Annotated in this window: 19 protein-coding genes; 6 read left to right on the plus strand and 13 right to left on the minus strand. The window is 69.7% G+C overall.

Annotated features, from left to right (window positions below):
• Positions 1-5: 5 nt before the first annotated feature.
• Positions 6-1,382: a diaminobutyrate--2-oxoglutarate transaminase family protein gene (locus ACH4YL_RS19885; protein ID WP_398508681.1), complete on the minus strand. Its 1,377-nt coding sequence runs from the start codon at positions 1,380-1,382 to the stop codon at positions 6-8.
• Between the two features lie 330 nt (positions 1,383-1,712).
• On the opposite strand from ACH4YL_RS19885, the gene ACH4YL_RS19890 reads away from it, so the two are divergent.
• Positions 1,713-2,888: a trypsin-like serine peptidase gene (locus ACH4YL_RS19890; RefSeq protein ID WP_398508682.1), complete on the plus strand. Its 1,176-nt coding sequence runs from the start codon at positions 1,713-1,715 to the stop codon at positions 2,886-2,888.
• A gap of 210 nt (positions 2,889-3,098) precedes the next feature.
• Positions 3,099-4,265, plus strand: coding sequence for a trypsin-like serine peptidase (locus ACH4YL_RS19895; protein ID WP_398508683.1), 1,167 nt, complete (start codon positions 3,099-3,101; stop codon positions 4,263-4,265).
• A 93-nt stretch (positions 4,266-4,358) separates the two neighbouring features.
• On the opposite strand, the gene hflX is transcribed toward ACH4YL_RS19895, so the two are convergent.
• The 6 genes from hflX to miaA all read right to left on the minus strand — a co-directional run bounded on the left by hflX (position 4,359) and on the right by miaA (position 12,353).
• Complete coding sequence (hflX, locus tag ACH4YL_RS19900; RefSeq protein ID WP_398508684.1) at positions 4,359-5,849, minus strand: GTPase HflX; 1,491 nt, start codon at positions 5,847-5,849, stop codon at positions 4,359-4,361.
• 152 nt (positions 5,850-6,001) lie between these two features.
• On the minus strand, positions 6,002-7,465 hold the full coding sequence (locus ACH4YL_RS19905; RefSeq protein WP_398508685.1) for a M1 family metallopeptidase: 1,464 nt from the start codon (positions 7,463-7,465) through the stop codon (positions 6,002-6,004).
• 109 nt (positions 7,466-7,574) lie between these two features.
• Positions 7,575-9,665, minus strand: a complete 2,091-nt coding sequence (locus ACH4YL_RS19910; RefSeq protein ID WP_398508686.1) for a RelA/SpoT family protein — start codon at positions 9,663-9,665, stop codon at positions 7,575-7,577.
• Positions 9,666-9,806: 141 nt separating this feature from the next.
• A complete protein-coding gene (gene dapF, locus ACH4YL_RS19915; RefSeq protein WP_398508687.1) occupies positions 9,807-10,727 on the minus strand; it encodes a diaminopimelate epimerase in 921 nt (306 codons plus the stop codon).
• Positions 10,728-10,868: 141 nt separating this feature from the next.
• Positions 10,869-11,309 carry a hypothetical protein gene (locus ACH4YL_RS19920; protein ID WP_398508754.1) on the minus strand — a complete coding sequence of 147 codons (441 nt, stop codon included), beginning with the start codon at positions 11,307-11,309 and terminating at the stop codon, positions 10,869-10,871.
• Positions 11,310-11,414: 105 nt separating this feature from the next.
• Positions 11,415-12,353 (minus strand): tRNA (adenosine(37)-N6)-dimethylallyltransferase MiaA, encoded by a 939-nt coding sequence (miaA, locus tag ACH4YL_RS19925; protein WP_398508688.1) that lies wholly within the window; start codon positions 12,351-12,353, stop codon positions 11,415-11,417.
• 182 nt (positions 12,354-12,535) lie between these two features.
• On the opposite strand from miaA, the gene ACH4YL_RS19930 reads away from it, so the two are divergent.
• Positions 12,536-12,838 carry a hypothetical protein gene (locus ACH4YL_RS19930; protein ID WP_398508689.1) on the plus strand — a complete coding sequence of 101 codons (303 nt, stop codon included), beginning with the start codon at positions 12,536-12,538 and terminating at the stop codon, positions 12,836-12,838.
• Between the two features lie 23 nt (positions 12,839-12,861).
• On the plus strand, positions 12,862-13,155 hold the full coding sequence (locus ACH4YL_RS19935) for an antitoxin (RefSeq protein WP_398508690.1): 294 nt from the start codon (positions 12,862-12,864) through the stop codon (positions 13,153-13,155).
• A gap of 126 nt (positions 13,156-13,281) precedes the next feature.
• Here ACH4YL_RS19935 and ACH4YL_RS19940 read toward each other — a convergent pair whose 3' ends face one another.
• The 3 genes from ACH4YL_RS19940 to ACH4YL_RS19950 form a co-directional block, all read right to left on the minus strand.
• Positions 13,282-14,004 carry a class III extradiol dioxygenase subunit B-like domain-containing protein gene (locus ACH4YL_RS19940; RefSeq protein ID WP_398508691.1) on the minus strand — a complete coding sequence of 241 codons (723 nt, stop codon included), beginning with the start codon at positions 14,002-14,004 and terminating at the stop codon, positions 13,282-13,284.
• A gap of 70 nt (positions 14,005-14,074) precedes the next feature.
• Positions 14,075-15,595, minus strand: a complete 1,521-nt coding sequence (gene miaB, locus ACH4YL_RS19945; protein WP_398508692.1) for a tRNA (N6-isopentenyl adenosine(37)-C2)-methylthiotransferase MiaB — start codon at positions 15,593-15,595, stop codon at positions 14,075-14,077.
• Between the two features lie 62 nt (positions 15,596-15,657).
• Complete coding sequence (locus ACH4YL_RS19950) at positions 15,658-16,350, minus strand: TetR family transcriptional regulator (protein WP_398508693.1); 693 nt, start codon at positions 16,348-16,350, stop codon at positions 15,658-15,660.
• A 101-nt stretch (positions 16,351-16,451) separates the two neighbouring features.
• Between ACH4YL_RS19950 and ACH4YL_RS19955 the strand changes: the two genes are divergently transcribed.
• Entirely contained in the window at positions 16,452-17,384 is a 933-nt protein-coding gene (locus ACH4YL_RS19955) for an SDR family oxidoreductase (RefSeq protein WP_398508694.1), read from the plus strand.
• Positions 17,385-17,415: 31 nt separating this feature from the next.
• On the opposite strand, the gene ACH4YL_RS19960 is transcribed toward ACH4YL_RS19955, so the two are convergent.
• Both ACH4YL_RS19960 and ACH4YL_RS19965 read right to left on the minus strand, forming a co-directional pair.
• Positions 17,416-19,818, minus strand: coding sequence for a SpoIIE family protein phosphatase (locus tag ACH4YL_RS19960; RefSeq protein WP_398508695.1), 2,403 nt, complete (start codon positions 19,816-19,818; stop codon positions 17,416-17,418).
• A gap of 126 nt (positions 19,819-19,944) precedes the next feature.
• On the minus strand, positions 19,945-20,400 hold the full coding sequence (locus tag ACH4YL_RS19965) for a lamin tail domain-containing protein (RefSeq protein ID WP_398508696.1): 456 nt from the start codon (positions 20,398-20,400) through the stop codon (positions 19,945-19,947).
• Between the two features lie 374 nt (positions 20,401-20,774).
• Between ACH4YL_RS19965 and ACH4YL_RS19970 the strand changes: the two genes are divergently transcribed.
• On the plus strand, positions 20,775-22,961 hold the full coding sequence (locus ACH4YL_RS19970; protein WP_398508697.1) for an endonuclease: 2,187 nt from the start codon (positions 20,775-20,777) through the stop codon (positions 22,959-22,961).
• A 66-nt stretch (positions 22,962-23,027) separates the two neighbouring features.
• On the opposite strand, the gene ACH4YL_RS19975 is transcribed toward ACH4YL_RS19970, so the two are convergent.
• On the minus strand, positions 23,028-23,879 hold the full coding sequence (locus ACH4YL_RS19975) for a caspase family protein (protein WP_398508698.1): 852 nt from the start codon (positions 23,877-23,879) through the stop codon (positions 23,028-23,030).
• Positions 23,880-24,008: the final 129 nt, after the last annotated feature.

Raw genomic sequence — 24,008 nt, forward strand, 5'->3', positions numbered from 1 at the left:
CCGGGTCAGTAGGGCTGCCTGCTGTCGCTGCGTCGCCGACCGGCGCGCTCGGCAGCGGTAAGGGCATCGGCAAAGCGGTCGAGGACGGCAATGGCCTGCTCGTCGGTGAGGGTGAGAGGAGGCAGCAGCCGCACGACATCGGAGTGGCGGCCGCCGAGTTCGACGATGAGCCCGCGGTTCAGGCACTCCTGCTGGACGGCGGCGGCGAGCGCGGGAGCGGGCGGCGGGACAAGGGCGTCGGGGGCCTCGGCGTCCGGATCGACCAGTTCGATGCCGATCATGAGGCCTCTGCCTCGTACGTCGCCGATGCAGGGGTGAGCCGCGGCCATGCCCTGGAGGCAGCCCAGCATGCGGGTGCCGAGTGTCGCGGCGCGGTCGGCAAGCCGGTTCTCCCGGACGTACGCGAGGGTGGCCGCGCCGGCGGCCATGGCGAGCTGGTTGCCGCGGAAGGTGCCGGCGTGGGCGCCGGGCTGCCAGGCGTCGAGTTCGGAGCGGTAGACGATCACAGCGAGCGGAAGGGAGCCGCCGATCGCTTTGGAGAGGACCATCACATCGGGCAGGACACCGCTGTGTTCCACCGCCCAGAAGGTGCCGGTGCGCCCGACCCCGGTCTGCACCTCGTCGGCGATCAAGGGGATGGAGCGGGCGGCGGTGATGTCCCGCATCCGGCGCATCCAGATGTCGGGAGCGGGGATCACTCCGCCTTCTCCCTGCACCGGTTCGAGGATCATTCCCGCCGGCGACGGGACGCCGCTCTTGGGGTCGTCGAGGAGGTTCTCGGTCCAGCGGGCGCCGAGTTCGGCACCGCGCTCGCCGCCGACGCCGAACGGGCAGCGGTAGTTCTGCGGGAAGGGCAGCCGCGTCACGCGTACGTCGGTGGCGCCGCCCGAGGCTTCGAGCGCTCCGGCGGTCATGCCGTGGTACGCGCCGGTGAAGGTGAGGAGCCCGCTGCGGCCGGTGGCGGTGCGCACCAGCTTGAGAGCCGCCTCGACCGCGTCGGTTCCCGCAGGCCCGCAGAACTGGATCCGTGCGTCGTCGGCGAACTGCCGTGGCAGCGTGGCGAAGAGCTCGGTGGTGAACGCGTCCTTGACCGGAGTGGCCAGGTCCAGGATGTGCAGCGGCGCCCCCGAGTCCAGGACCTTCTTGATGGCTTCGAGGACGACGGGATGGTTGTGCCCGAGCGCCAGCGTCCCCGCTCCGGAGAGGCAGTCGAGATACCGCCGCCCGTCCGCTCCCTCGATGGTGAGCCCGCGGGCCCGTACGGGAACGATGGGCAGCGAGCGCGCGTACGTACGGGCCGCCGACTCGCGGAGCGACTGTCGGCGCAGAATCCCCTCGTGCGCGACGGGCAACGCCACCGGAGCAGGATCGGTCACGGCCAAGGCTGTTGGTCCTCCACCTATAACGGTTGCATTGCACATCTGTGCAGCATTCGTAAGCGTTCGTAGGCGGCTCAGCCGGACTGAACGCAGCCCGCGTGCCCCCCGTAGGTAGCAACGACGCTGCAAGCCGGGGATCACGGGCAATCGGAAGATCCTTGCGGTGACGGAACCGCGGACCTGCCGCGCGCCGTCCCCATCGGCATCGGCATAGTGGGGGGCCGCGTTGTCGCACCGGGCTCCACGGCCCGGCGGGCAACGCCCTTGTAAGGTGCCGGAAGTTCGAATGTTCAGAAGTACTCAGCAGTACTGAAGTCCCAGGGGGATCAAGACATGCGACCCATTCGCCCGACGCTGGCAGCGGCCTCCATCGCCGCCGTGCTCGCGCTGGCTGCCACCGCCTGCGGTCCCAGCGAGGACAACGCGGGCGACAAGCCGAGCGCTTCCACCGGCCAGGCCACCGACGACAAGATCACCATTCCGGACGATCTCAAGGACCGGCTCAAGGAGCACGGGATCGACCTGGACAAGTGGAAGAACGGCGAGTGGAAGAACTGGGACAAGGACAAGTGGCTCCGTGAGGCCCAGGACTACGTCAACCCGATCATCGAGGACCTGTGGGACCCGGACCGGATGCGTGAGGCCGAGAAGCCGCCGGAGAAGCCCGTCGACAACGACATCTCCGGCGACGAGGGTGTCACCGACCCGGAGCCCGCGCCGGTCGACGCGCAGGCGGTGAAGGCTCCGTACCACTCGAGCGCCCCCGAGGCCGGGAAGGTGTTCTTCGACGGCCCCGAGGGTTCGATGGTCTGCTCCGCGACCGTCGTGAAGGACCCGGCCAACCCCGGTAAGTCCAACATGGTGTGGACCGCGGGCCACTGCGTGCACGCTGGCAAGAGCGGCGGCTGGTACCGCAACATCGCCTTTGTGCCGTCGTACAACGACAGCGCCAAGTCCAACGCCGAGCTGGAGAAGGCTCCCAAGGAGCAGATCGCTCCGTACGGCGTGTGGTGGGGTGACTGGGCCCAGACGTCGGAGCAGTGGATCTCCCAGGGCGCCGCGACCGGCGGCCAGGGTGCTCCGTTCGACTTCGCCGTGATCCATGTGACCCCGGAGAAGGGCGGCACGGGCAAGTCGCTGGAGGAGACGGTCGGTTCGGCGCTTCCGGTGGACTTCAACGCCCCGGCCGTACCGCAGATCGACAACATGAAGGCGACCGGATACCCGGCGGCGCCGCCGTTCGACGGCCAGAAGCTGTTCCAGTGCTCCGACAAGCCGGGCCGGCTGTCACTGAAGGCCAACGACCCGACGATGTACCGCATCGGCTGCACGATGACCGGCGGTTCGTCCGGCGGTGGCTGGGTGGCCAAGGGCCAGGACGGCAAGCCCGCGCTGGTCTCCAACACCTCGATCGGCCCGATCACGGCAGGCTGGCTGGCCGGTCCGCGCCTCGGTGACGAGGCGAAGGGTGTCTACGAGGCGGTCAGCAAGAAGTTTGCGGGCCAGTAGAACCGGACGGTTCGAGCGACGAACGACAGGGGCGGGCGGCCCGCCGGGCCGCCCGCCCTCCTGTTTGTTCCTCGTGGAGACTCCGTGCAGGTAGGGCACGGGTCTCAACTGCACTGCCAGGCACCGAAATAAAGTGATGCCGCAGTAGGGGCGGCCCCGGAAGGCCGCCCTTTCGTCATTGAGCAAACGCACTTCAGGGGGAGACGTTCCATGCGATCCATACGTCCGTTGCTGGCCGTGGCGGGCATCACCGCCGCGCTCGCGCTGACGGCCACCGCCTGTGGTCCGGGCGAGGACAAGGCCGCCGACAAGCCGGCTTCTTCCAGCCCCGCCGCGGACGGCGGCGCCGGTCTTCCCGCGGACCTGGCCGACAAGCTCAAGGAGCACGGCGTCGACCCGGAGGAGTGGAAGAACGGCGGGTGGAAGAACTGGGACAAGGACAAGTGGCTGCGTGAGGCCAAGGACTTCGTCAACCCGATCATCGAGGGCATGTGGAAGCCCGAGCGGATGACGACGGCGAAGGCGCCGACGCGGACGCTCGCGACCGGCGACATCTCCGGCGACCAGGACGTCACCGACCCGGAGCCCGCGCCGGTGCAGGCCGTCGCGGAGAAGAAGCCGTACCACCAGAACGCCGCCCCGGTCGGCAAGGTCTTCTTCGACGCCCCCGAGGGGTCGATGGTCTGCTCCGCGACGGTCGTCAAGGACCCGAAGAACCCGGGCAAGTCCAACCTGGTGTGGACCGCGGGCCACTGCGTGCACGCGGGCCAGGCGGGCGGCTGGTACCGGAACATCGCCTTCGTGCCCGCCTACAACGACAAGGGCCAGTCCCCGCAGGCGCTGCAGAACGCGCAGCCGCAGGAGATCGCCCCGTACGGCGTGTACTGGGCCGACTGGGTCTCGACCTCCAGTGAGTGGATCAGCCAGGGCGGGCCGACCGGCGGCACGGGCGCCGCGTACGACTACGCCGTGATGCATGTGAAGCCGGAGAAGGGCACCAAGTCGCTGGAGGAGACGGTCGGCGTCGCGCTCGACGTGAACTTCAACGCTCCCGAGGCCAAGGGCATCGGCGCCATGGGCGCCTGGGGCTACCCGGCCGCTCCGCCGTTCAACGGCGCGATCATGCACAAGTGCGTGGACCGTCCCGGCCGGCTGTCGATCGCTCCCGGCACGCCGACGATGTGGCGCATCGGCTGCACCATGACCGGCGGTTCCTCCGGCGGCGGCTGGTTCGCCAACCAGCCGAACGGAAAGCTGGCGCTGGTCTCCAACACGTCCATCGGCCCGGTCACTTCGGGCTGGCTTGCTGGTCCGCGCCTCGGTCAGGGCGCGCAGCAGATCTACACGACGATGAGCGACAAGTTCGGTGCCCAGTAGGCGACTTCGCCCATAGGCCCGACCGGCGGGACAGCATGCAAAAGGCCCTCCCCCTCTTCGCGAGGGGGCGGGCCTTCCGCTTGACCGAGCAGATCAGTGAATCACCGGTACATAAGGCGCCAGCGCTGCCGCCAGCTCCTCGTGCACCCGCGCCTTGAGCAGAGTGCCCTCCGTGGTGTGCTCCTCGGAGATCACCTCGCCCTCGGCGTGCACCCGCGAGACCAGACCGCCCTGCGTGTACGGCACGAGCACCTCGATCTCGACCTCGGGCCGCGGCAGTTCGACGTCGATGAGCGCGAGCAGCTCGTCGATGCCCTGGCCGGTCCGCGCCGACACCGCGATCGCATGCCGCTCGATGCGCATCAGGCGCTGCAGCACGAGCGGATCGGCCGCGTCCGCCTTGTTGATCACCACGATCTCCGGCACGTCGGTCGCGCCGACTTCGCGGATCACCTCGCGCACGGCGGCCAGCTGCTCCTCCGGTGCCGGGTGCGATCCGTCCACCACGTGCAGGATCAGATCGGACTCCCCGACCTCCTCCATCGTGGAGCGGAAGGCCTCGACGAGGTGGTGCGGCAGATGCCGTACGAACCCGACGGTGTCGGCCAGGGTGTAGGTCCGGCCGCTCGGCGTCTCCGCGCGGCGGACAGTCGGGTCCAGGGTGGCGAACAGCGAGTTCTCCACCAGGACACCGGCGCCCGTGAGGCGGTTGAGCAGCGAGGACTTCCCCGCGTTCGTGTAACCGGCGATCGCTACCGAGGGCACCTTGTTGCGTCGGCGCTCCTGCCGCTTGACCTCGCGGCCGGTCTTCATCTCCGCGATCTCCCGGCGCATCTTCGCCATCTTCTCGCGGATCCGACGCCGGTCGGTCTCGATCTTGGTCTCACCGGGGCCACGCGTGGCCATGCCGCCGCCGCTGCCGCCGCCCATCTGCCGGGACAGCGACTGACCCCAGCCGCGCAGCCTCGGCAGCATGTACTGCATCTGTGCGAGCGCGACCTGTGCCTTGCCCTCTCGGGACTTGGCGTGCTGGGCGAAGATGTCGAGGATCAGCGCGGTCCGGTCGACCACCTTGACCTTGACGACGTCTTCGAGGTGAATCAGCTGGCCGGGGCTGAGCTCACCGTCGCAGACGACGGTGTCGGCCCCGGTTTCGAGCACGATCTCGCGCAGCTCCTGTGCCTTGCCCGAGCCGATGTACGTGGCCGAGTCGGGCTTGTCGCGGCGCTGGATGACGCCGTCGAGCACCAGCGCGCCCGCCGTCTCGGCGAGCGCCGCAAGCTCCGCGAGAGAATTCTCCGAGTCCTGCACCGTCCCCGAGGTCCATACGCCGACCAGCACCACGCGCTCCAGGCGCAGCTGCCGGTACTCGACCTCGGTGACGTCCTCGAGCTCGGTGGAGAGGCCCGCCACTCGCCGCAGCGCGGCGCGCTCGGAGCGGTCGAACTGATCGCCGTCCCGCTCTCCGTCGATCTCGTGGCTCCAGGCGACGTCCTCTTCCATCAGGGCATCGGCCCGAAGGCTCTCGGTGCGCGTCTCCGCGAAGCTCTGCTCGTCCTGGGAAGGGGATGAAGAGGAGGTCATTGGATCCTTACGTCGATTGGAATTCGCCGAAATCCGGCTTGCACGTCACAACGCGTGACGGGCCCGGATGATTCCCGTACAGGATTCCGGCCCCGGCCGCATCGCCGACTCGTCGATGGTCGCACGCTGCCGCCAGGGCCGTCATCCCAGTTTCAACCTGCCTTGCGAGCGGTCGGCGCGGTGCTGCGCCACTGAGGGTGCCCCGGCATCTGCGGCGTGCGCGGGGCGTACAGCCACTGCCGGAAGAACGCCGACAGATCACGCCCCGCGATCGTCGACGCCAGTTGCGTGAAGTCCGCGGTGGTCGCCGTCCCGTCCCGGTGCTCACGCACCCACGCCCGCTCGAGCCGGTCGAAGGCGTCCTTGCCGATCGTCTGCCGCAGCGCGTACAGGACCAGCGCACTGCCGTCGTACATCACCGGACGGAAGAGGCTGATCTTCTGGCCGGCCGCCGGCGGCTTCGGGGCCGCGGGCGGGCCGCCGTCGGCGCGCCATTGGTCGGAGCGCTTGTACGCCTCGCGCATCCGCCGTTCCATCGGCTGTCCCGCCTTCTCCTCGGAGTACGTGGCCTCGTACCAGGTGGCATGGCCTTCGTTCAGCCAGAGATCGGACCAGCCGCGCGGTGTGACGCTGTTGCCGAACCACTGGTGGGCCAGCTCGTGCACCATCACCGATTCGATGTACCAAGCGGGAAAGAGTCCGCTGGTGAAGATCGAGCGCTCGAAGAGCGAGAGCGTCTGGGTCTCCAGTTCGTAGCCGGTGTTGGCGTCGGCGACCAGTACGCCGTATGTCTCGAAGGGGTAGCGGCCGACCTTCTGCTCCATCCACTCCAGGTGGCCGGGCGTCTTCTTCAGCCAGGGCTCGAGCTTGGCGCTGTCCTTGGCCGGCACCACGTCGCGCACCGGCAGTCCGCCCGGGCCGGTGCGCGTCGGGACGGCCGAGGTGCCGATCGAAACCTGGGCCAGTTCGGTGGCCATGGGGTGGCTGGTCCGGTAGGTCCAGGTGGTGTTGGCGCCGCTCGTCTTCTTCGACTTCCGCAGCCCGTTGGCCACCGCGGTGAGCTTGTTGGGTGCGGTGATCCGGAACGTGAAGTACGCCTTGTCGGCCGGGTGGTCGTTGCCCGGGAAGACCCGGTGGGCGGCGTCGGCCTGGTTCGCCATCGCCAGACCGTCGCCGGTCTGCACCCAGCCGCCGGCTTCCCGAGTGCCTCGCGGGTCGCTGGTGTGTTTCACCGTGATCCGCATCCTGGAGCCGCGCTGGATCGCCGCGACGGGCTCCACGACGAGGTCCTCGCCGGCCGTCGCGAACTCGGCGGCCGCCCCGTTCACCTCGACCGCGCTCACGGTGCCGTGGGTGAAGTCGAGGTTGACGCGCTCCAGCGGCTCGGTCGCGAGCGCGTCGATCTTGGTGACGGCGTTCAGCGGCGTGCTGTTGGCGCCGCGGTAGGTGAAGGCGATGTCGTACGTGAGGACGTTGTAGCCGGGGTTGCCGAGATGCGGGAAGAGCGGATCGCCGATGCCGAGAGGTTCGGGCGAGGGCAGGGCCGCGGCGACGAGAGCAGCCGAGGCGGCGGCCAGCAGGACGGCACGCAGGCGGCGCCGAGAGGTGTGCAGCATGCACTACGGCTATCAGCGCACCTGCCGACGGCGGCGGCGACGCGCGTCGTACCACCCGAACGAGAACGGGGGACGGCCGCCGGATGCTCCCCCGGGCCGCCGGGTGCCCTCAGGCGGTCGTCGCCGGATGCTGCGTACGGCTCACGTCGTACACGCCCGGGACATCTCGCATGGCCCGCATCAGGGCCGGAAGACCGGCGGCGTCGGGGAGTTGCAGCGTGTAGGTGTGCCGTACGCGCTGCTCGCTGGGGGGCTCGACGGTCGCGGAGACGATGGCCGCGCCCTGGGTGGCGATGGCCTCCGTGAGGTCCGCGAGCAGCCGCGGGCGGCCGAAGGACTCGGCGACCAGGGTCACCCGGGCCTCGCCCGCGTCGCCCCAGCGCACTGTGACCGGCTCGCGCTTGAGTGACTTCATCCGGGCGACTCCGGGGCACTCCTCGCGGTGGACGGTGACCACACCACCGCGTACCGCGAAGCCGGTGACCGCGTCCGGCGGCACCGGCGTACAGCAGCCGGCGAGGCGTACGGTCGCGTCCGGCAGATCGACGACGGCGTTCACCACGGCGGGCCGCTCCGCGGGGGCGGGCGCCGGCCTGCGCGGCGCTGCCGCCGGGGCCTTGGCGCCTTCCGGGTGTGCCGCGAGCCAGGTGGTGATGGCGATGCGCGCCGCGGGTGTACGGGCGTGGTCGAGCCAGTCGGGCGAGGGGCCGGAAGCGGCGTCCTGCGCCAGCAGGAGGTGGACGGTGTCGCCGTCGCTCAGCACCGTGCTGAGCGTGGCCAGACGGCCGTTGACGCGGGCGCCGATGCAGGCGTGCGCCTGCTCGCCGTACTGCGCGTAGGCGGCGTCCACGCAGCTCGCGCCGGCGGGCAGGCCGAGCGTTCCGCCGTCGGCGCGGAAGACCGTGATCTCGCGGTCCTGCGCCAGGTCTGCGCGCAGCGAGGTCCAGAAGGTGTCGGGGTCCGGCGTCGATTCCTGCCAGTCGAGGAGCCGGGAGAGCCAGCCGGGGCGGGTGGGGTCGGCGCGCTCGCCGTCGGCGGGTTCGGCTCCTTCGGCCGTTCCCTCGACCGGTACGTACGGATTGCCGAGAGCGATCACGCCGGCCTCGGCGACCTTGTGCATCTGGTGCGTACGGATGAGGACTTCGGCGACCGCTCCGTCCGGTCCGGCGACGGCGGTGTGCAGCGACTGGTACAGGTTGAACTTGGGCGCGGCGATGAAGTCCTTGAACTCCGAGATCACCGGCGTGAAGCAGGTGTGCAGTTCGCCGAGTACGCCGTAGCAGTCGGCGTCCTCGCCGACGAGCACCAACAGCCGACCGAAGTCCGTGCCGCGCAGCTCGCCGCGCTTGAGGCTTATCCGGTGGACGGAGACGAAGTGGCGTGGCCTGATGAGGACTTCGGCGTCGATGTCGGCGTCCCGCAGCACCGCCTTGAAGCTCTCCGCCATGGCGTCGAGCGAGTCTCCCGCGGTGGTGTTGTCCGCGATCAGCGCGCGGGTGCGTTCGTACTCCTCGGGGTGGAGGATCGCGAAGACGAGGTCTTCCAGCTCGGTCTTGAGCGCCTGGACGCCCAGCCGTTCGGCGAGCGGGATGAGGACGTCGCGGGTGACTTTGGCGATCCGGACCTGCTTCTCCGGGCGCATCACGCCGAGGGTGCGCATGTTGTGCAGGCGGTCGGCGAGTTTGATCGACATTACGCGGACGTCGTTGCCGGTGGCCACGAGCATCTTGCGGAATGTCTCCGGCTCGGCCGCCGCGCCGTAGTCGACTTTCTCCAACTTGGTGACGCCGTCGACCAGATAGCAGACCTCGGCGCCGAACTCCGCCCGCACCTGATCGAGCGTCACATCGGTGTCCTCGACGGTGTCGTGGAGCAGAGAGGCCGTCAAGGTCGTGGTCTCCGCGCCCAGTTCGGCGAGGATCAGGGTCACCGCGAGGGGATGCGTGATGTACGGCTCGCCGCTTTTCCTGAACTGGCCGCGGTGGGACGACTCCGCAAGGACGTACGCCTTGTGCAGGATGGCCATGTCGGCGTCCGGGTGGTGTGCGCGGTGCGCCTCGGCGACATGTCCGATCGCGTCGGGCAGCCGGTCGCGGCCCGCTGGGCCGAGGAGCGCGGCGCGGCCCAGCCTGCGGAGGTCGATCCTGGGACGGCCGCGCCTGCGGCTGTGGGCACCAGGGTTGGCGGCCTCTGCACTCATGGGGGCACCTCCGGCAACATTCGACCGGCGGTGGAGGAGCAGGTGTGACCTCCGGGCCGGTGCTTGATGCTACCGAGCCCACCACGTGGAGCAGTCCGGCTCTCGCTCAGCGTGAACCGGATCACCCATTCGAGCGAAGCTCTATGCGACGACGGTTTCGGTCCGTGCGAGAAGTTCCGGTGCGATGTGACCCTCCGCGACGATGACGGCGGGGCCGGTCATCTCGATCTCGCCGTCCGGCTGCTCCGTGATCACAAGCCGTCCGCCCGGCAGATCCACGGTGTACGTGACGGGGGTGCCGGTGACCGAAGGGTCGGCGCCGTCCCTGCGGGCCGCCGCGACGGCGACGGCGCACGCGCCGGTTCCGCAGGATCGGGTCTCGCCGGAGCCGCGTTCGTGCACGCGCATGGCTACATGGCGTTCACCGCGGTCGACGACGAACTCGACGTTCACACCGTCCGGGTAGACGGAGGCCGGGCCGAACGGGGGCTCGGCATAGAGGTTGCCGGCGTGGTCCAGGTCCTCGACGAAGGCGACGGCGTGCGGGTTGCCCATGTTCACATTCTGCGCGGGCCAGCTGCGGCCGTCGACGGTGACCGTGACGCCGGCTTCGGGAAGGAGCGCACGGCCCATGGCGACGGTGATGCCGCCCTCGCGGCCGCTGCCGGGGAGGGCCTTGGCGATGTGCACCTTCTTGACGCCGCCGCGGGTGGCCACCGCGAGGTCGCCGGCCTCGACGAGGCCCGCACGCTGCAGATAGCGGGCGAAGACCCGTACGCCATTGCCGCACATCTCGGCGATCGTGCCGTCGGCGTTGCGGTAGTCCATGAACCACTCGGCCTCGCCGGCCATGGCACGCGCCTCGGGGTGCGCGGCGGACCGGACGACATGCAGCAGTCCGTCGCCGCCGATGCCGGCGCGGCGGTCGCACAGCCTGGCGACGGCGGAGGCGGGCAGGTCGATGGCGTTGTCCGGGTCGGGGACGATCACGAAGTCGTTCTCGGTCCCGTGGCCCTTGAGGAAGGCGATCGGCGAGGTCTGCGGGTTGCTCACGCCGTCCATCGTACGAGGAGGCTCGGACAACGTGCCGGGTGGCACTTCAGCAGCCGGTGAAGCGGCGCTCCTCCGGCCGTGACGCACCGGCTGTCCGTGCGCAGTCTGTCCGTACGCAGACGGCCTGCCCGCGGCCGACCGTGGTCTGCGTCAGCGCAGGCGGGCGACTCGCCAGACCGCGAGCGCGACGATCGCCGCGGCCACGCCGACGTAGAGCGCGAGAACGCGCCAGTCGGGGCGCTCTCCGGAGCCGCGCGGCGGCAGGCCCGGCCAGGTGTGGCCGACGCGTCGGGCGGCCATCACGCCCCAGCCGGCGGCGCAGCAGCTGATCAGCAGGCCGAGCATGGCGACGACCGCGCCGCCGTCGCCGGTGCCGAAGGCGAGCGGGAAGGCGAACATCAGGGAGCCGACCGCGGCGAGCACGACGATGGGGGCGAGCTGCCAGATCCGCAGCCTGCGCGGCGGACGCAGTTCCACCTCGACCTCGTCGGCGATCACGTCCTGATCGTCGGGCCCGTCAGGGCTCAGACGGGTCCCGCTGTCCGCGGCATCCCGTCGTTCCTGTTCAGTGTCGTGAGGGCCGGCCTCCATCGCCACGCGCCCTCCCAACTCGGACTTCACGTCGATCGATGCTCGATGATGGCACGCTCCAGGGGGCCGAAATGACGGCCGGAGCGTCCCGATGCCATCACGTGATCAGGCTGTGACCGCTCGTTCGACCAACGCCAGCGCCTGGTGCGGAAGTTCCCCGCGGTCCTGTGCAGCGCCGCTCAGCCAGTGCACCCGCGGGTCCCGCCGGAACCAGGAGTCCTGGCGGCGCGCGAAGCGCTTCGTGGCGCGCACGGTCTCGTCGCGCGCCTGAAGTTCTGTGCACTCCCCCGCGAGCGCCGTGAGGACCTGCTGGTAGCCGAGCGCGCGGGATGCCGTGCGCCCCTCCCGCAAGCCCTGCGCCTCCAACGTGCGCACTTCCTCGACGAGGCCCGCGTCCCACATCCGGTCCACGCGCACCGCAATGCGCTCGTCGAGTTCCGGACGGGCGACGTCGACGCCGATCTGGACGGTGTCGTAGACCGCGTCGTGCCCCGGGAGGTTGGCCGTGAAGGGCTTGCCGGTGATCTCGATGACTTCGAGGGCGCGGACGATGCGGCGGCCGTTGCTGGGCAGGATCGCCCTGCCCGCTCCCGGGTCGGCGGCGGCGAGCCTGGCGTGCAGCGCGCCGGAGCCGTGCGTCGTGAGCTCGTCTTCCAGGCGGGCGCGGATCGCCGGGTCGGTGCCGGGGAACTCGAGGGCGTCGATGGCTCCACGGACGTACAGCCCGGAACCGCCGACGAGGACCGGCGTGCGGCCTTCGGCGAGCAGCCGGTCGATCTCGGCCCGGGCCAGCCGCTGGTACTCGGCGACGCTCGCGGCCTCCGTGACGTCCCAGATGTCGAGGAGGTGGTGCGGGACGCCGCCGCGCTCGTCGGCCGTCAGCTTGGCGGTGCCGATATCCATCCCGCGGTAGAGCTGCATGGAGTCGGCGTTGACGACTTCGCCGCCGAGCCGCTGGGCGAGGAAAACGCCCAGATCGGACTTTCCGGCCGCGGTGGGACCGACAACGGCGATGACCCGCGGTGCGGGAGCTGGACTTCTCACCGACACAGTCTTGCAAACCTACGGGCATGTCCCCGAACGAGCGAGGTGACGGCACGGAGGCGGCTTCGTTGCCTGTTGCGAGGTTCCGAACGCCGGTTTTCCGACCGGTGCCCGCGGGCGGCGCAATGGGACGCTCCGGGCGACGCGGAACTTCGCCCGCACGAGTAGGCTATGGAGCAGATATGGGCGTTTTTTCACGGTTTCGTCGTAAGTCCAATTCGACGGCCGAGGCGCCGGCCGAGGACACAGCCGTCGGAACACTGACGGCCGAGCCCCCGGCCGATTGCGGTTCCGAGGCCGAGGCGTCGAAGGACGTCGAGGAGCCGAAGGACGACGAGAAGTCGAAGGACGACGCGGCGGAGGCCACCGAAACCGGAGAGGCGGAGGTCGCCGAGGCCACGGTCACCGAAGGCGTGGAGATTCCCAAGCAGCAGTCGGTCGAAGAGGCGGCGGACAACGAAGCCGGCGAGGGCGCCCGCAAGTGAGTCCTCACGAGGGAAGGTGACCCATGGGCTTCAAGGACACGTTGAAAGCCAAGCTCGCCCCGGCCAAGGGCAAGGTCTCTGACCTCGCGCAGCAGCACGGGGGCAAGATCGAGCACAGTCTGGACAAGGCCGCCAAGGCGGTCGACTCACGGACCAAGGGCAAGTACAGCGGCAAGATCGAGTCCGGCACCGGCAAGGCCAAGGGCGCTCTGGGACGCATCGCCCACAAGGACACAGATGTGCGCCAGGACGGTGCCGCTCCCAAGGACGAGGGCACCACTCCGCAGGACGGCGGCACTGCGCCGCCTGCTGCCTGACATTCAGCGCATTCACGGCGGACGGCCGCGGACGACGGATTGTTCGCGGCCGTCCGCCGTGGTGTGTCCGCCGGGGCCTGTCTGCTGCGGTGTGTCCGCCGGGGCCGGTGCCCCGCACCGACCGAGCTACGACCAGGCGGCCACGAAGTAGCCGACGCCGTACGGCGCGTCCTCGTAGAGCAGCCGGCCATCGAGGCCGGCTCCCTCGGCGGCGCCCGCGAGCACCTGCCACGGAGCCCGGCCCGCCGCTTTGAGTTCGTACGCCAGTGACTCGTCCATGGCCTTGAGCGCATCGACGTCGGCGTCACCAAGCGCCCGCGCGGCCATGGCGTCGAAGCCGGCGGCCCGCTCGTCCAGATAGCCCGGGGCCTTCAGCGTGCGGCAGGCGCTGCCGTCGCCCATCACCAGCAGTGCGACGCGCCGGGCGCGGGCGCCGAGTTCACGTCCCACAGTCAGGCAGCGTTCGGGGGCGAGCGGCTCGCCGACGCCGAGGCCCTCCAACGGGCCTGCCCACTGGGCACGGTCGAGCAGCCACGCGGCGACGGCCAGCGACGACGGAAGAGGCCGTTCCGCTGCCGGGCCCGCTTCCTGGTTCTCGCTTGTTCCGAGCCGTACGTCGACGGGCACGCCGAAGCCCCGGAACGAGCCGGCGGCTCCTGCAGGATGCGGGCCGCGGCCGTCCTCGTCCGCGGGACCGATCACGACCAGCAGATCGGGCCGGGCGGCGGCGAGCACGCCGACGGCGTCGGCGCACGCGGTTCTGGCCGCGTCGAGTTCGGGCGCCGCGCCCGCGGCGACCTCGGGCACGAGCAGCGGCGGACAGGGGCAGACGGCTGCGGCGACAAGCATGATCGGCAGCCTAGTCCGTGCTCGTCTCCAAGCCCGGTCCGGCGCTCGTCACTCGCTTGTCAGTCGCTTGTCAGTCGCAGCCGCAGCCGGGCGCGGCCGCCACCGGCAGCGGCGCCGGGACGCCGATCTTCGGCAGGCCCAGCATCACTCCGGCCGGCTTGGCGGCCTCGGCGGCGTTGCGCTGTTGCCAGGCGTCGCCCGCGCGGGTGCGGCGTACGGACGTCACAGCACCCTCGGCGAGCAGATGGTGCGGCGCGGCATAGGTGATCTCCACGGTCACCACATCGCCCGGACGCACCTCCTCGCCGGGCTTCGTGAAGTGCACCAGGCGGTTGTCGGGCGCGCGCCCCGAGAGACGGTGTGTCGCTCCGTCCTTGCGGCCCTCGCCCTCGGCGACCATGACCTCCAGGATCCGGCCGACCTGCTTCTTGTTCTCGTCCCAGGAAATCTCCTCCTGCAGGGCGACCAGGCGCTCGTAGCGCGCCTGCACGACCTGCTTCGGGATCTGCCCGTCCATGGTGGCGGCGGGCGTGCCGGGACGCTTGGAGTACTGGAAGGTGAAGGCGTTCGCGAAGCGTGCCTCGCGCACCGCGTGCATCGTCTGCTCGAAGTCCTCCTCGGTCTCGCCGGGGAAGCCCACGATGATGTCGGTGGAGATGGCGGCGTGCGGGATTGCGGCGCGCACCTTCTCGATGATCCCGAGGAAACGCTCCTGCCGGTACGAGCGGCGCATCGCCTTGAGGACCGTGTCCGAGCCGGACTGCAGCGGCATGTGCAGCTGCGGCATGACGTTCGGCGTCTCGGCCATCGCGGCGATCACATCGTCGGTGAAGTCGCGCGGGTGCGGCGAGGTGAAACGGACGCGCTCCAGGCCCTCGATCTTTCCGCAGGCGCGCAGCAGCTTGCTGAAGGCCTCGCGGTCGCCGATGTCGGAGCCGTACGCGTTGACGTTCTGGCCGAGCAGGGTGATCTCGGAGACGCCCTCGGAGACGAGCGCCTCGATCTCCGCGAGGATGTCGCCGGGCCTGCGGTCCTTCTCCTTGCCACGCAGCGCGGGCACGATGCAGAAGGTGCAGGTGTTGTTGCAGCCGACCGAGATGGAGACCCACGCGGCGTACGCGGACTCCCGGCGGGTCGGCAGCGTGGACGGGAAGGCCTCGAGCGACTCGGCGATCTCGACCTGGGCCTCTTCCTGGACACGGGCGCGCTCCAGCAGGACCGGGAGCTTGCCGATGTTGTGCGTGCCGAAGACGACGTCGACCCACGGAGCCTTGGTGACGATGGTGTCGCGGTCCTTCTGGGCGAGGCAGCCGCCGACGGCGATCTGCATCCCGGGGCGCTTGGTCTTCATCGGCGCGAGCCGGCCGAGGTTGCCGTACAGCTTGTTGTCGGCGTTCTCCCGCACCGCGCAGGTGTTGAAGACGACGACATCGGCGTCACCGTCGGAGCCTTCCGGGGCGCGAACGTAACCGGCGTCCTCCAGGAGGCCCGACAGACGCTCGGAGTCGTGGACGTTCATCTGGCACCCGTAAGTGCGCACCTCGTACGTTTTCGCTTCGTCCACTGCCTGGCTCCGGTCGCTGCTGCTCATGGAACAAGGGTAGGCGGTGTCCCGAGTGCCTCTCGGCCACCGCCTTCCACTCCCGCGACGACCTAGGGCCGGCCCTGGCCGGACGCCCGCGCGAGCAGTCCGGAGAGCAGGACTTCGAGCGTCTCGCGAAGCGTCGCGGCGAAGTCGAGGCGCAGCGCTGCCAGCGAGGGATCTGCGGCGTACGCGGCCTCCATGGCGGCCGAGGGATGCGCGTGGGTCCAGATGGCGCCCGTCACCATGACCGCGCCGGCCATGAAACGCATGGCGTCGCGCTCGCCGAGTTCGGGGATGTGCGTGGCCACCAACTGCGCCAGGGCGACGGCGTTCGCGATGGCGGTGCGCTTGTAGTCGGCGGCGACCTGCGGGGAGACATTGCGCTCCAGGACCGCCGCCTGCGCGCTGATCAGGTCGCACATCACAGGACGCTCCGCCACCGCGGTCACGAACGCCGCGGCGACCTGGTCGGCCCGCTCGCGGACCGGGGCATCGGCGTCGACGGCCGCGGGGAGCGCGGTTCGCAGGTGCTCCACCAGCTCGCGGGACGCGGCGGCGAGCAGTTCGAGGAGAACGGCCTCGCGGGACTCGAAGTAGCGCAGCACGTTCGACTTCGCCAGGCCGACTCTGCGGCTCAGTTCATTGAGGCTCACCTGCGCCACGGGCATCTCGGTCAGCATCGCGGCCGCGGTGTCCAGGATCGCCTGCCGTCGTACGGCGCGCTGCTCCTCGTTGCGGGCGCGCTGGAAGGTCGTTGCCATGCACCCAGTCTACAGACCCCCGGTCTGTTGTCATCAGACCATCGGTCTGTTAGCGTTTTCCACACAACAGACCGACGGTCCGCTAACCCTGAGGAGTCACCATGTACGCCGTCCCCGACCAGACCGGCACGTTCGCCGTCGTCACCGGAGCCAACAGCGGAACCGGCAAGGAAACCGCCCGCCGCCTCGCCGACGCGGGCGCCCGTGTCGTCATGGCCGTCCGCACCGTCGCCAAGGGCGAGAAGGCCCGCGACGAGATCCTGGCCCGGCATCCGCACGCCCGGCTCGAAGTGCGCAGGATCGACCTGGCCGATCTGGCCTCGGTCAAGGAGTTCGCCGACGGGATCATCGCCGACGGCACGCCGCTGGACCTGCTGGTCAACAACGCCGGAGTGATGGCCCCGCCCACGCGGATGACCACCGCCGACGGCTTCGAGCTCCAGATGGGCAGCAACTTCCTGGGCCCGTTCGCTCTCACCGTCCGGCTGCTGCCGGCGCTCCTCGCCGCCACGGCGCCGCGGGTGGCCACCATGAGCAGCGGCACGGCCAACTACGGCAGGATCGGCTTCCAGGACCTCCAGTGGGAGAGCCGCCGCTACAGGCCCAACCTCTCCTACGCCCAGTCCAAGCTGGCCGACCTCATCCTGACCACGCACCTCGCCGCGCTGGTGGCCGAACGCGGCTGGAACCTGATGAGCACCGGCGCGCACCCCGGCTACACCGTCACCAACCTCCAGACCGCAGGCGCGAGCCTCGGACGCGACAAGCCCAAGCGGTCACACTCAGTGCTCAGCGCACTGGACTTCCTGCCCAAGCAGCAGGTCGAGCAGGGCACCGAGCCGCTGCTGTACGCGGCGACCAGCCCCGACGCCGTCGCGGGCGGCTACTACGGTCCGAGCGGACGCTTCGGCCTGGTCGGTCCCACGAGCACCGCCCGCGTCACCCGCCGGGCCCTCGACACCGCGACCAACGCCCGCCTGTGGACCGAGGCCGAACGCCTCACCGGAGTCTCGCTGCCCGCAACCGTCGCCTGATGTGGGCGACTTGCCGGCGCTCAGCGCGCCGTCATCCCGCCGAGGGGAACGCCTGTTCCGTCCAGATGGTCTTTCCGGAGTCGGTGTAGCGCGTTCCCCAGCGGTGCACGATCTGCGCGACGATGAACAGGCCACGCCCGCCCTCGTCGTCCTCGGCGCTGTGCCGCAGATGCGGCGAGGTGTGGCCCGCGTCCGCGACCTCGCACAGCAGCATGCGGTCACGGATCAGACGCAGATGCAGCGGCCCGCCGGCATGCCTGACCGCGTTGGTGACCAGCTCGCTGACGACGAGCTCGGTCGAGAAGCACAGCTCGTCGAGGCCCCACTCATGCAGCTGGCCGGTGGCCAGCTCCCGGGCATGGCCCACCGCGACCGGTTCGGCGGGCAGCTCCCAGTCGACGACCTGTGCGGCGCCGAGTTCGCGCGTACGGACCAGCAGCAGGGCCGAGTCGTCGACCGTCTTGCCGCCGGACAGCAGCTCCGCCACGGCGCGGTCGCACAGATCCTCCAGCGATCGGCGGTTGTCGCCGAGCACCCCGCCGAGAACGCCGAGCCCCTCCTCGATGTCACGGTCACGGGACTGGACGAGACCGTTGGTGAAGAGGGCCAGCAGACTGCCCACCGGCAGCTCGATCTCCGTGGACTCGAACGGAAGGCCGCCCAGCCCCAGTGGCGGACCGGCCGGCAGCTCGGGGAAGGAGACATGGCCTTCGGTATCCACGACCGCCGGCGGCAGATGCCCGGCCCGGGCCATGGTGCAGCGTCGTGAGACCGGGTCGTAGACGGTGTAGAGACAGGTCGCTCCGGTGGCGTCGTCCTCCTGTGGTTCGGTCTCCGAGCCGGGCAGGTCCGACTGTTCGTGCGCCGAGTGGCCCAGCAGGTCGTCGAGCCGGGTGAGCAACTCGTCCGGGGCCAGGTCCAGTTGGGCCAGCGCGCGTACCGTCGTACGGAGCCGTCCCATGGTGGCAGCCGCCCGCAGCCCGTGGCCGACCACGTCGCCGACCACCAGTCCCACCCGGCTGCCGGACAGCGCGATGACGTCGAACCAGTCGCCGCCGACACCACTCACGTCGTCGGTGGGCAGATAGCGGTAGGCCAGATCGACCGCCGACTGCTGGGGCACGTGCCGCGGCAGCAGCTGGCGCTGCAGGGCGAGTGAGGCGGCGCGTTCTCGGGTGAAGCGCCGGGCGTTGTCGATGCTCACGGCCGTACGGGTGGCCAGCTCGTCCGCGAGCTCGACCTCGCCGTTGTCGAAGGTGGCCAGCGGGTTGTCCCGGCGAAAGGTGATGAGGCCGAGCAGACTGCTGCCGACCCGCAGCGGCACGACCATGGTGTCGTCCACGACGACGAGTCCGCCGGAGGAGAGGCTGCGGCTCTGCGGCGAACCCCGCGGGTATTCGACCGGAGTGGGCTGCCGCGGCTTGCCCGAGCCGTCGGGGTCGTCCGTCCAGGCCGACCGGGAGGCGACCCGCAGCAGAGGCGTCGCCGGGCCGCCGACGCCCTGCTCCTCGCCCTCCAGGACCTCCTGCGTCAGATCCACCGTGACCGCGTGGACGAAGTCCGGGACCGCCACCTCGGTGAGCTCCTCGGCGGTGACCACCACGTCCAGGGCTGTGCCGATCGCGCGGCCCGCGTCGACGAGCAGATTGAGGCGGCGCTGGGCCTCGTAGCGGTCGGTGATGTCGAAGGCGTCCTCGCACACGCCGAAGACATGGCCGTCGGAGTCCTGGAGCCGGTAGTACGAGCACGACCAGAGGTGCTCCCTGCCGGGGTCGCTGGGCTGCTCGGCGAGGAAGTGCAGGTCGAGGATCGGTTCGCCGGTGTCGATGACATGGCGCATGACCGCCTCGAGCGTGGTCGGGTACCCCTTGGTCACAAACCGGCCCTCGGGGTACATCTCATCGGCCCGCAGCCCGCGGAACTCTTCGAACGGCCGCCCGATCTCGAGCTCGTACGCGGTGTTGCACCACGTCAGCCGCAGGTCGGTGTCGTAGATGCCGAGACCGACGGGTGACTGGGTGGCCAGCCCCTGCAGCAGGGACAGCCGCGACTCCCACAGCCGCAGATGCTCCAGGTCTGTGGCGACGACGACGCGGGCGGCAGGTCCTGAGCCGGGCAGCGGGCAGACGGCGATCGCGAGCAGCAGCTCCCGGCCGTCCCGGTGGCGCGCGACGCGGATCTCGGTGCCGCTCAGCGGCGCACCGAGGGGCTGAACGGAATGCTGTGCCGCGGCGGACTCGGAGGTCTGCCCGGGCGCCAGAAACGTGGACAGAGGCTTGCCGACGATCTCCTGCTGCGGGTATCCGAGGAGATCCTCTGCCGCGCCGCTCCATCCGATCACGGTGTTCTGGGCGTCGAGAACCGCCGTGGCGGCCCTGGTGACGTCGAGCGGACCACGGAAATCGGCGGTCTCCGCCGCGTTCCAAGCGCTCATAGCGCCACACCAGCCCGGGTCATTTCCTCCAGAATCCGCCCTGTCCGTGACGGACACAACCGCAGTGGCTCTCCTCCGCCACGAGCGCCCTCATGGTGCAGGACGCTCGTGACGACGGTCAGCGGCTCAGCACATCCTGTAGTCGACCCTGGTCGAGTTGTACGAGCAGGTGTCGGCGGTGGTGCCCGTCGACCGCTTCAGCCAGGCGGTGTCCTTGTCGTTGTTCCACACGTACCACTTCCGCGCCTGATAGCGGTGGGCGGCGTTGTTGGTCCCCTGGCCCGTGTGGACGGTCACCACTTTTCCGGCGCCCAGTGAGTAGGTCGGGAAGACGTACTTGTGGTTCTTCGCGTCGACCAGCGTCCACCCCTTCAGGCTGACCGCCTTCGTGGTGGTGTTGCGGATCTGCACGTACTCGCCGTTGAGGCTGACGTTGGAGCCCCGGTCCGAGCCCGGGCTGTCGTAGTAGATCTTGTACAGGTGAACCGATCCGGCTGCGGCCTGGGCCGGGGCCGGCAGCAGGGCGAGGCCGATGAGAGACGCCGCGGCGGCAGCCGCGGCGAGTGTGCGGGTTTGGAGCATGAGCGTCCCTCAGTTCATGCCGGGCACCCCCCAATTCGGGCCCGGCGAGACGCCTAGAATAGGGAGCAACCACGCGAGCCGGGGCATGATCCGCAGAATCGGACGGATCGGCCAGGCGACCGGCCCTCCGGCGGCCGCGTTCTGAGTGGCCGTCAGCCCTCCGAGGAATGGCGCGTCGATCGTGCACGGATCAACTTCCGCGCACGCGCCATGCAGGTTCCGTGCAGCCGAAATTCAATGCGCAATTGTCCAGCCGTCGAGTTTTGCAGAGGCCGGGTATTGAACGGCCAACCACTGATCCATTCGGGTGGGCAGCACCTCGCGTTCCGTGCCCACAATGGACGTACCGACGAGGCCACAAGGAGGCGGGACGAATGACAGTGCAGCAATTGCCCGAAGCCGACGCCGGATATCTCGCACAAGTGGAGAAGGCCCGCGACCGCTACGAGATGCGTGCGGCAGAGCGGGCCCGTAATATGCGCGTGCTCGACCGGAATGGGATTCTGTACGCCGACTCCCCCGAGCGGGTGAACATGCGGCTGAAGCGCCTCGGTGCCGACTTGGCGCTGGCCACGGCCATCGAGCGGACACCCGCTGCAGCCACCACCGGCAGCAGTCTGGAGCTGGATCCGGACGCCGTCGGCGCCGATCTGCTCGGCCTCGAGCGTCTCATGGGACGCAATGACCTCATCGGAGTCGGTTTCCTCGAAGCCGGCTTTCTCGCCGCGCGCTCCATAGGCCGGATCACCGTCCGCGGCGGAGCCGGAGTCCATCACGGCACCGGATTCCTCATCTCGCCCACACTCCTGATGACGAACAACCATGTGCTGCGCTCGGCGGACGAAGCGGGCCGTGGTGTCGTCGAATTCAACTTCCAGGCGGGACTGGACGGAAAGGCGCTCGTACCGGTGGTGTTCCGGCTGGAGCCCGGGACCTTCTTCGTCACCGACCGCGATCTCGACTTCAGCGTAGTCGCCGTGACCCGGACCTCCCAGGACGGCGAGCCGCTTTCGCCGTTCGGCCGGCTGCCGCTCAAGGAGGGCGAAGGCAAGGTCATCCTGGGCGAGATCGTGAATATCATCCAGCACCCCAACGGCGAACCCAAACAGCTCGCGTTGCGCGAGAACACAGTCGTGGACCTGCTGGAGAATTTCGTGCACTACGAGACCGACACCGCGCCCGGCTCGTCCGGCTCGCCGGTCTTCAACGACCAGTGGGAGGTCGTGGCCCTGCATCACGCGGGCGTTCCGCGCACCGACCAGAACGGCAAGCCCCTCGCCATCGACGGATCGATCTGGCGGCCGAGCATGGGTGAGCACCGGCTGGACTGGAAGGCCAATGAAGGAGTGCGCATCAGCCGTGTCCTGAACGCGCTCCGGCAGGTCCCCATGTCCGGTGCAGCGGCCGCGCTCCGCGAGGAGATCTTCGTGGCCGGAGCGTCCCTGCACCCGGTGGAGGCGGAGCCTGCGCCGATCGGCGTGAACGGCATGAGCGGTATGAACGGCGTCGGGCCCCAGCGGCTCCTGCAGGACACGACCGCGCAGCAGCCGACGGTGTCGGCGCTCCCGGCGAACACCATGCGGTGGACTGTTCCGCTGCACATCACCGTCAGCCTCGATGCGACCGCTCTCAATCCCCAGCCCCTGCCTCCGGTCACCGCCGCAATGCCCGGCATCGGGCACATCGACGGCCAGGCGCCCGCCGAGTCCGACCTCGCCGCCGCACTGGTCAACCTCGCCGCGTCCAGGGCCCGTCCGTACTACGACGAGGCCGGGGACCGAGCCGCGCGCGAGGCCTACTACGCGGACATCAACACCGGCAGCCCCACCGTCCTGCGCCGGGAGCTCACCGAGCTCCTGGAGGCCACGCACGACCGCCGGCCCGCGTACAAGCCGATGCGGCTGCTCTACCCGTGGGTCGATCTGCACCCGGACCAGCAACTGCGCAGCATCTACTCGGGCAAGGACTTCACGCCCGAGGAGCTGATACGCGCCGACGCGGCGGTGGAGGCCGCCCGGATCGGACGCTGGCAGGAGTTCCTCCTGCACGAGAGCGCGCCGGGACCCGAGGCCCTGGCGGCCGAACTCGACGCGCTGGAGGCCTCGCTGCCGTTCAACTGCGAGCACGTGGTGCCCCAGTCCTGGTTCGCCAAGAAGGAACCCATGCGCGGGGATCTGCATCATCTGTTCGCCTGCGAGTCGGCGTGCAACAGCTTCCGCGGGAACATCCCGTACTTCGACTTCGCGGACACCGAGGAAGTAGTCCGGCACGCCTGCGGCCGCCGCGAGCCGCTGAAGTTCGAGCCCTCGGCGGGCAAGGGCCCGGTGGCCAGGGCGACGCTGTACTTCCTGCTGCGCTATCCCGGATTCATCGGGGACGAGGCGCGCGAGCTCCAGCGGGAGCGTCTGGACCTGCTGCTGACCTGGCACCGGGACGACGAGGTGAGCGAGTACGAGCTGCACCGCAACGCGGCGATAGCCGAAATACAGGGCAACCGCAATCCGCTCATAGACCACCAGGAGTGGGCCCAGGACATCGACTTCGCCGGCGCCTTCGGCTGAAGCCTCGGATGGCCCAACCCACTCAACCGACGCAAACGCTCAATCGAACCAGACGACCCAGACGGCTCAGACGGTAAAGGGCCGCTGCTCCAGGAACGCGTCGCCAGGACTGCCGGTCACATAGAAGTTGGGGCTCTGTGTGGCCGGCATGTTCCGCACGACGTCCCGGTGGAATGCGCGGTATCCGCCGCGGAACGCACCGCGGTCCCAGACCTCCAGCATCGTGCCGGTGAACTTGCCGTTGACCGGGCCGTCGGAGGAGAGCTGGTTGTCCTGGCAGCCGGAGATGAGCAGCGCGCTGACGTCCGCCTCGCGGCCGTTCTCGGTGCTGATTCCGCGCTGGAGTTCCTGGTAGAAATCCTTGTCCCGCTGGTAGATCTCGTACTGCTTGGCGACCGGCATGAGCCGTGAGGTGTACTCGATCTGCTCGGGGTCTCTGGTCTGGAACTGCTCCTCCATGGCCTGCGGGCTGAGGATTTCCCGCACCTCGATGCCGGTACCGCTGTGGCAGGAGTCGAGGAAGGCCAGGATCCGCACGCCGTCCGCGAAGCGGCCGAACTCCCGGTACAGCTCGTCGTCGAGGAATTCGCGGTCGTAGAGGACGAGCGTCTCGTCGAAGTCGTCGAGTTCGTCGTCCGAGCCGACGGCGTTCGGAATCTGACCGCCGTGACCCGAGTAGCTGAACAGCAGGATGTCGCCGCTCTTCAGCGATTTGGCCGCCTTGCGCAGCTCGGCGGTGACGTTCTCGACCGTGCCGTCGGGCGTCAGCAGAGTCGTGTCGTGGAAACCGGCTTCGCGCGCCAGATTCGCCATGTCGTGGGCGTCGTTCTCGCATGCGACGAGCTCGCCGTCCCAGCCTCCGTACTTCGCTGGGTCGACTTTGTTGAGTCCGATGTGAAGGGAGAGGCCGGTGGCCATGGTCGCTCCTTGCGCCGTGCCGACGTGCGTCTTTCGGATGCTTCCACAGGCCCCGGCCGAATGGCGCGCGCATCGCCGGAGATCAATACTGGCATTGACCGGCGTCCTTGAACGGTGTCGGGAGGCACG

Origin of the sequence: Streptomyces sp. NPDC020681 (genome assembly GCF_044334895.1) — a bacterium.
In the GTDB taxonomy this organism is placed as follows: domain Bacteria; phylum Actinomycetota; class Actinomycetes; order Streptomycetales; family Streptomycetaceae; genus Streptomyces.

What these genes read in the sequence shown, in the direction of transcription:
- miaB (WP_398508692.1), bottom strand. Translation starts at nt 15,595, where the DNA reads ATGAGCAGCAGCGACCGGAGCCAGGCAGTGGACGAAGCGAAAACGTAC.
- ACH4YL_RS19935 (WP_398508690.1), top strand. Translation starts at nt 12,862, where the DNA reads ATGGGCTTCAAGGACACGTTGAAAGCCAAGCTCGCCCCGGCCAAGGGC.
- ACH4YL_RS19910 (WP_398508686.1), bottom strand. Translation starts at nt 9,665, where the DNA reads ATGAGTGCAGAGGCCGCCAACCCTGGTGCCCACAGCCGCAGGCGCGGC.
- ACH4YL_RS19920 (WP_398508754.1), bottom strand. Translation starts at nt 11,309, where the DNA reads ATGGAGGCCGGCCCTCACGACACTGAACAGGAACGACGGGATGCCGCG.
- ACH4YL_RS19965 (WP_398508696.1), bottom strand. Translation starts at nt 20,400, where the DNA reads ATGCTCCAAACCCGCACACTCGCCGCGGCTGCCGCCGCGGCGTCTCTC.
- ACH4YL_RS19960 (WP_398508695.1), bottom strand. Translation starts at nt 19,818, where the DNA reads ATGAGCGCTTGGAACGCGGCGGAGACCGCCGATTTCCGTGGTCCGCTC.
- ACH4YL_RS19940 (WP_398508691.1), bottom strand. Translation starts at nt 14,004, where the DNA reads ATGCTTGTCGCCGCAGCCGTCTGCCCCTGTCCGCCGCTGCTCGTGCCC.
- dapF (WP_398508687.1), bottom strand. Translation starts at nt 10,727, where the DNA reads ATGGACGGCGTGAGCAACCCGCAGACCTCGCCGATCGCCTTCCTCAAG.
- ACH4YL_RS19895 (WP_398508683.1), top strand. Translation starts at nt 3,099, where the DNA reads ATGCGATCCATACGTCCGTTGCTGGCCGTGGCGGGCATCACCGCCGCG.
- hflX (WP_398508684.1), bottom strand. Translation starts at nt 5,849, where the DNA reads ATGACCTCCTCTTCATCCCCTTCCCAGGACGAGCAGAGCTTCGCGGAG.
- ACH4YL_RS19955 (WP_398508694.1), top strand. Translation starts at nt 16,452, where the DNA reads ATGTACGCCGTCCCCGACCAGACCGGCACGTTCGCCGTCGTCACCGGA.
- ACH4YL_RS19975 (WP_398508698.1), bottom strand. Translation starts at nt 23,879, where the DNA reads ATGGCCACCGGCCTCTCCCTTCACATCGGACTCAACAAAGTCGACCCA.
- ACH4YL_RS19950 (WP_398508693.1), bottom strand. Translation starts at nt 16,350, where the DNA reads ATGGCAACGACCTTCCAGCGCGCCCGCAACGAGGAGCAGCGCGCCGTA.
- ACH4YL_RS19890 (WP_398508682.1), top strand. Translation starts at nt 1,713, where the DNA reads ATGCGACCCATTCGCCCGACGCTGGCAGCGGCCTCCATCGCCGCCGTG.
- ACH4YL_RS19970 (WP_398508697.1), top strand. Translation starts at nt 20,775, where the DNA reads ATGACAGTGCAGCAATTGCCCGAAGCCGACGCCGGATATCTCGCACAA.
- ACH4YL_RS19905 (WP_398508685.1), bottom strand. Translation starts at nt 7,465, where the DNA reads ATGCTGCACACCTCTCGGCGCCGCCTGCGTGCCGTCCTGCTGGCCGCC.
- ACH4YL_RS19930 (WP_398508689.1), top strand. Translation starts at nt 12,536, where the DNA reads ATGGGCGTTTTTTCACGGTTTCGTCGTAAGTCCAATTCGACGGCCGAG.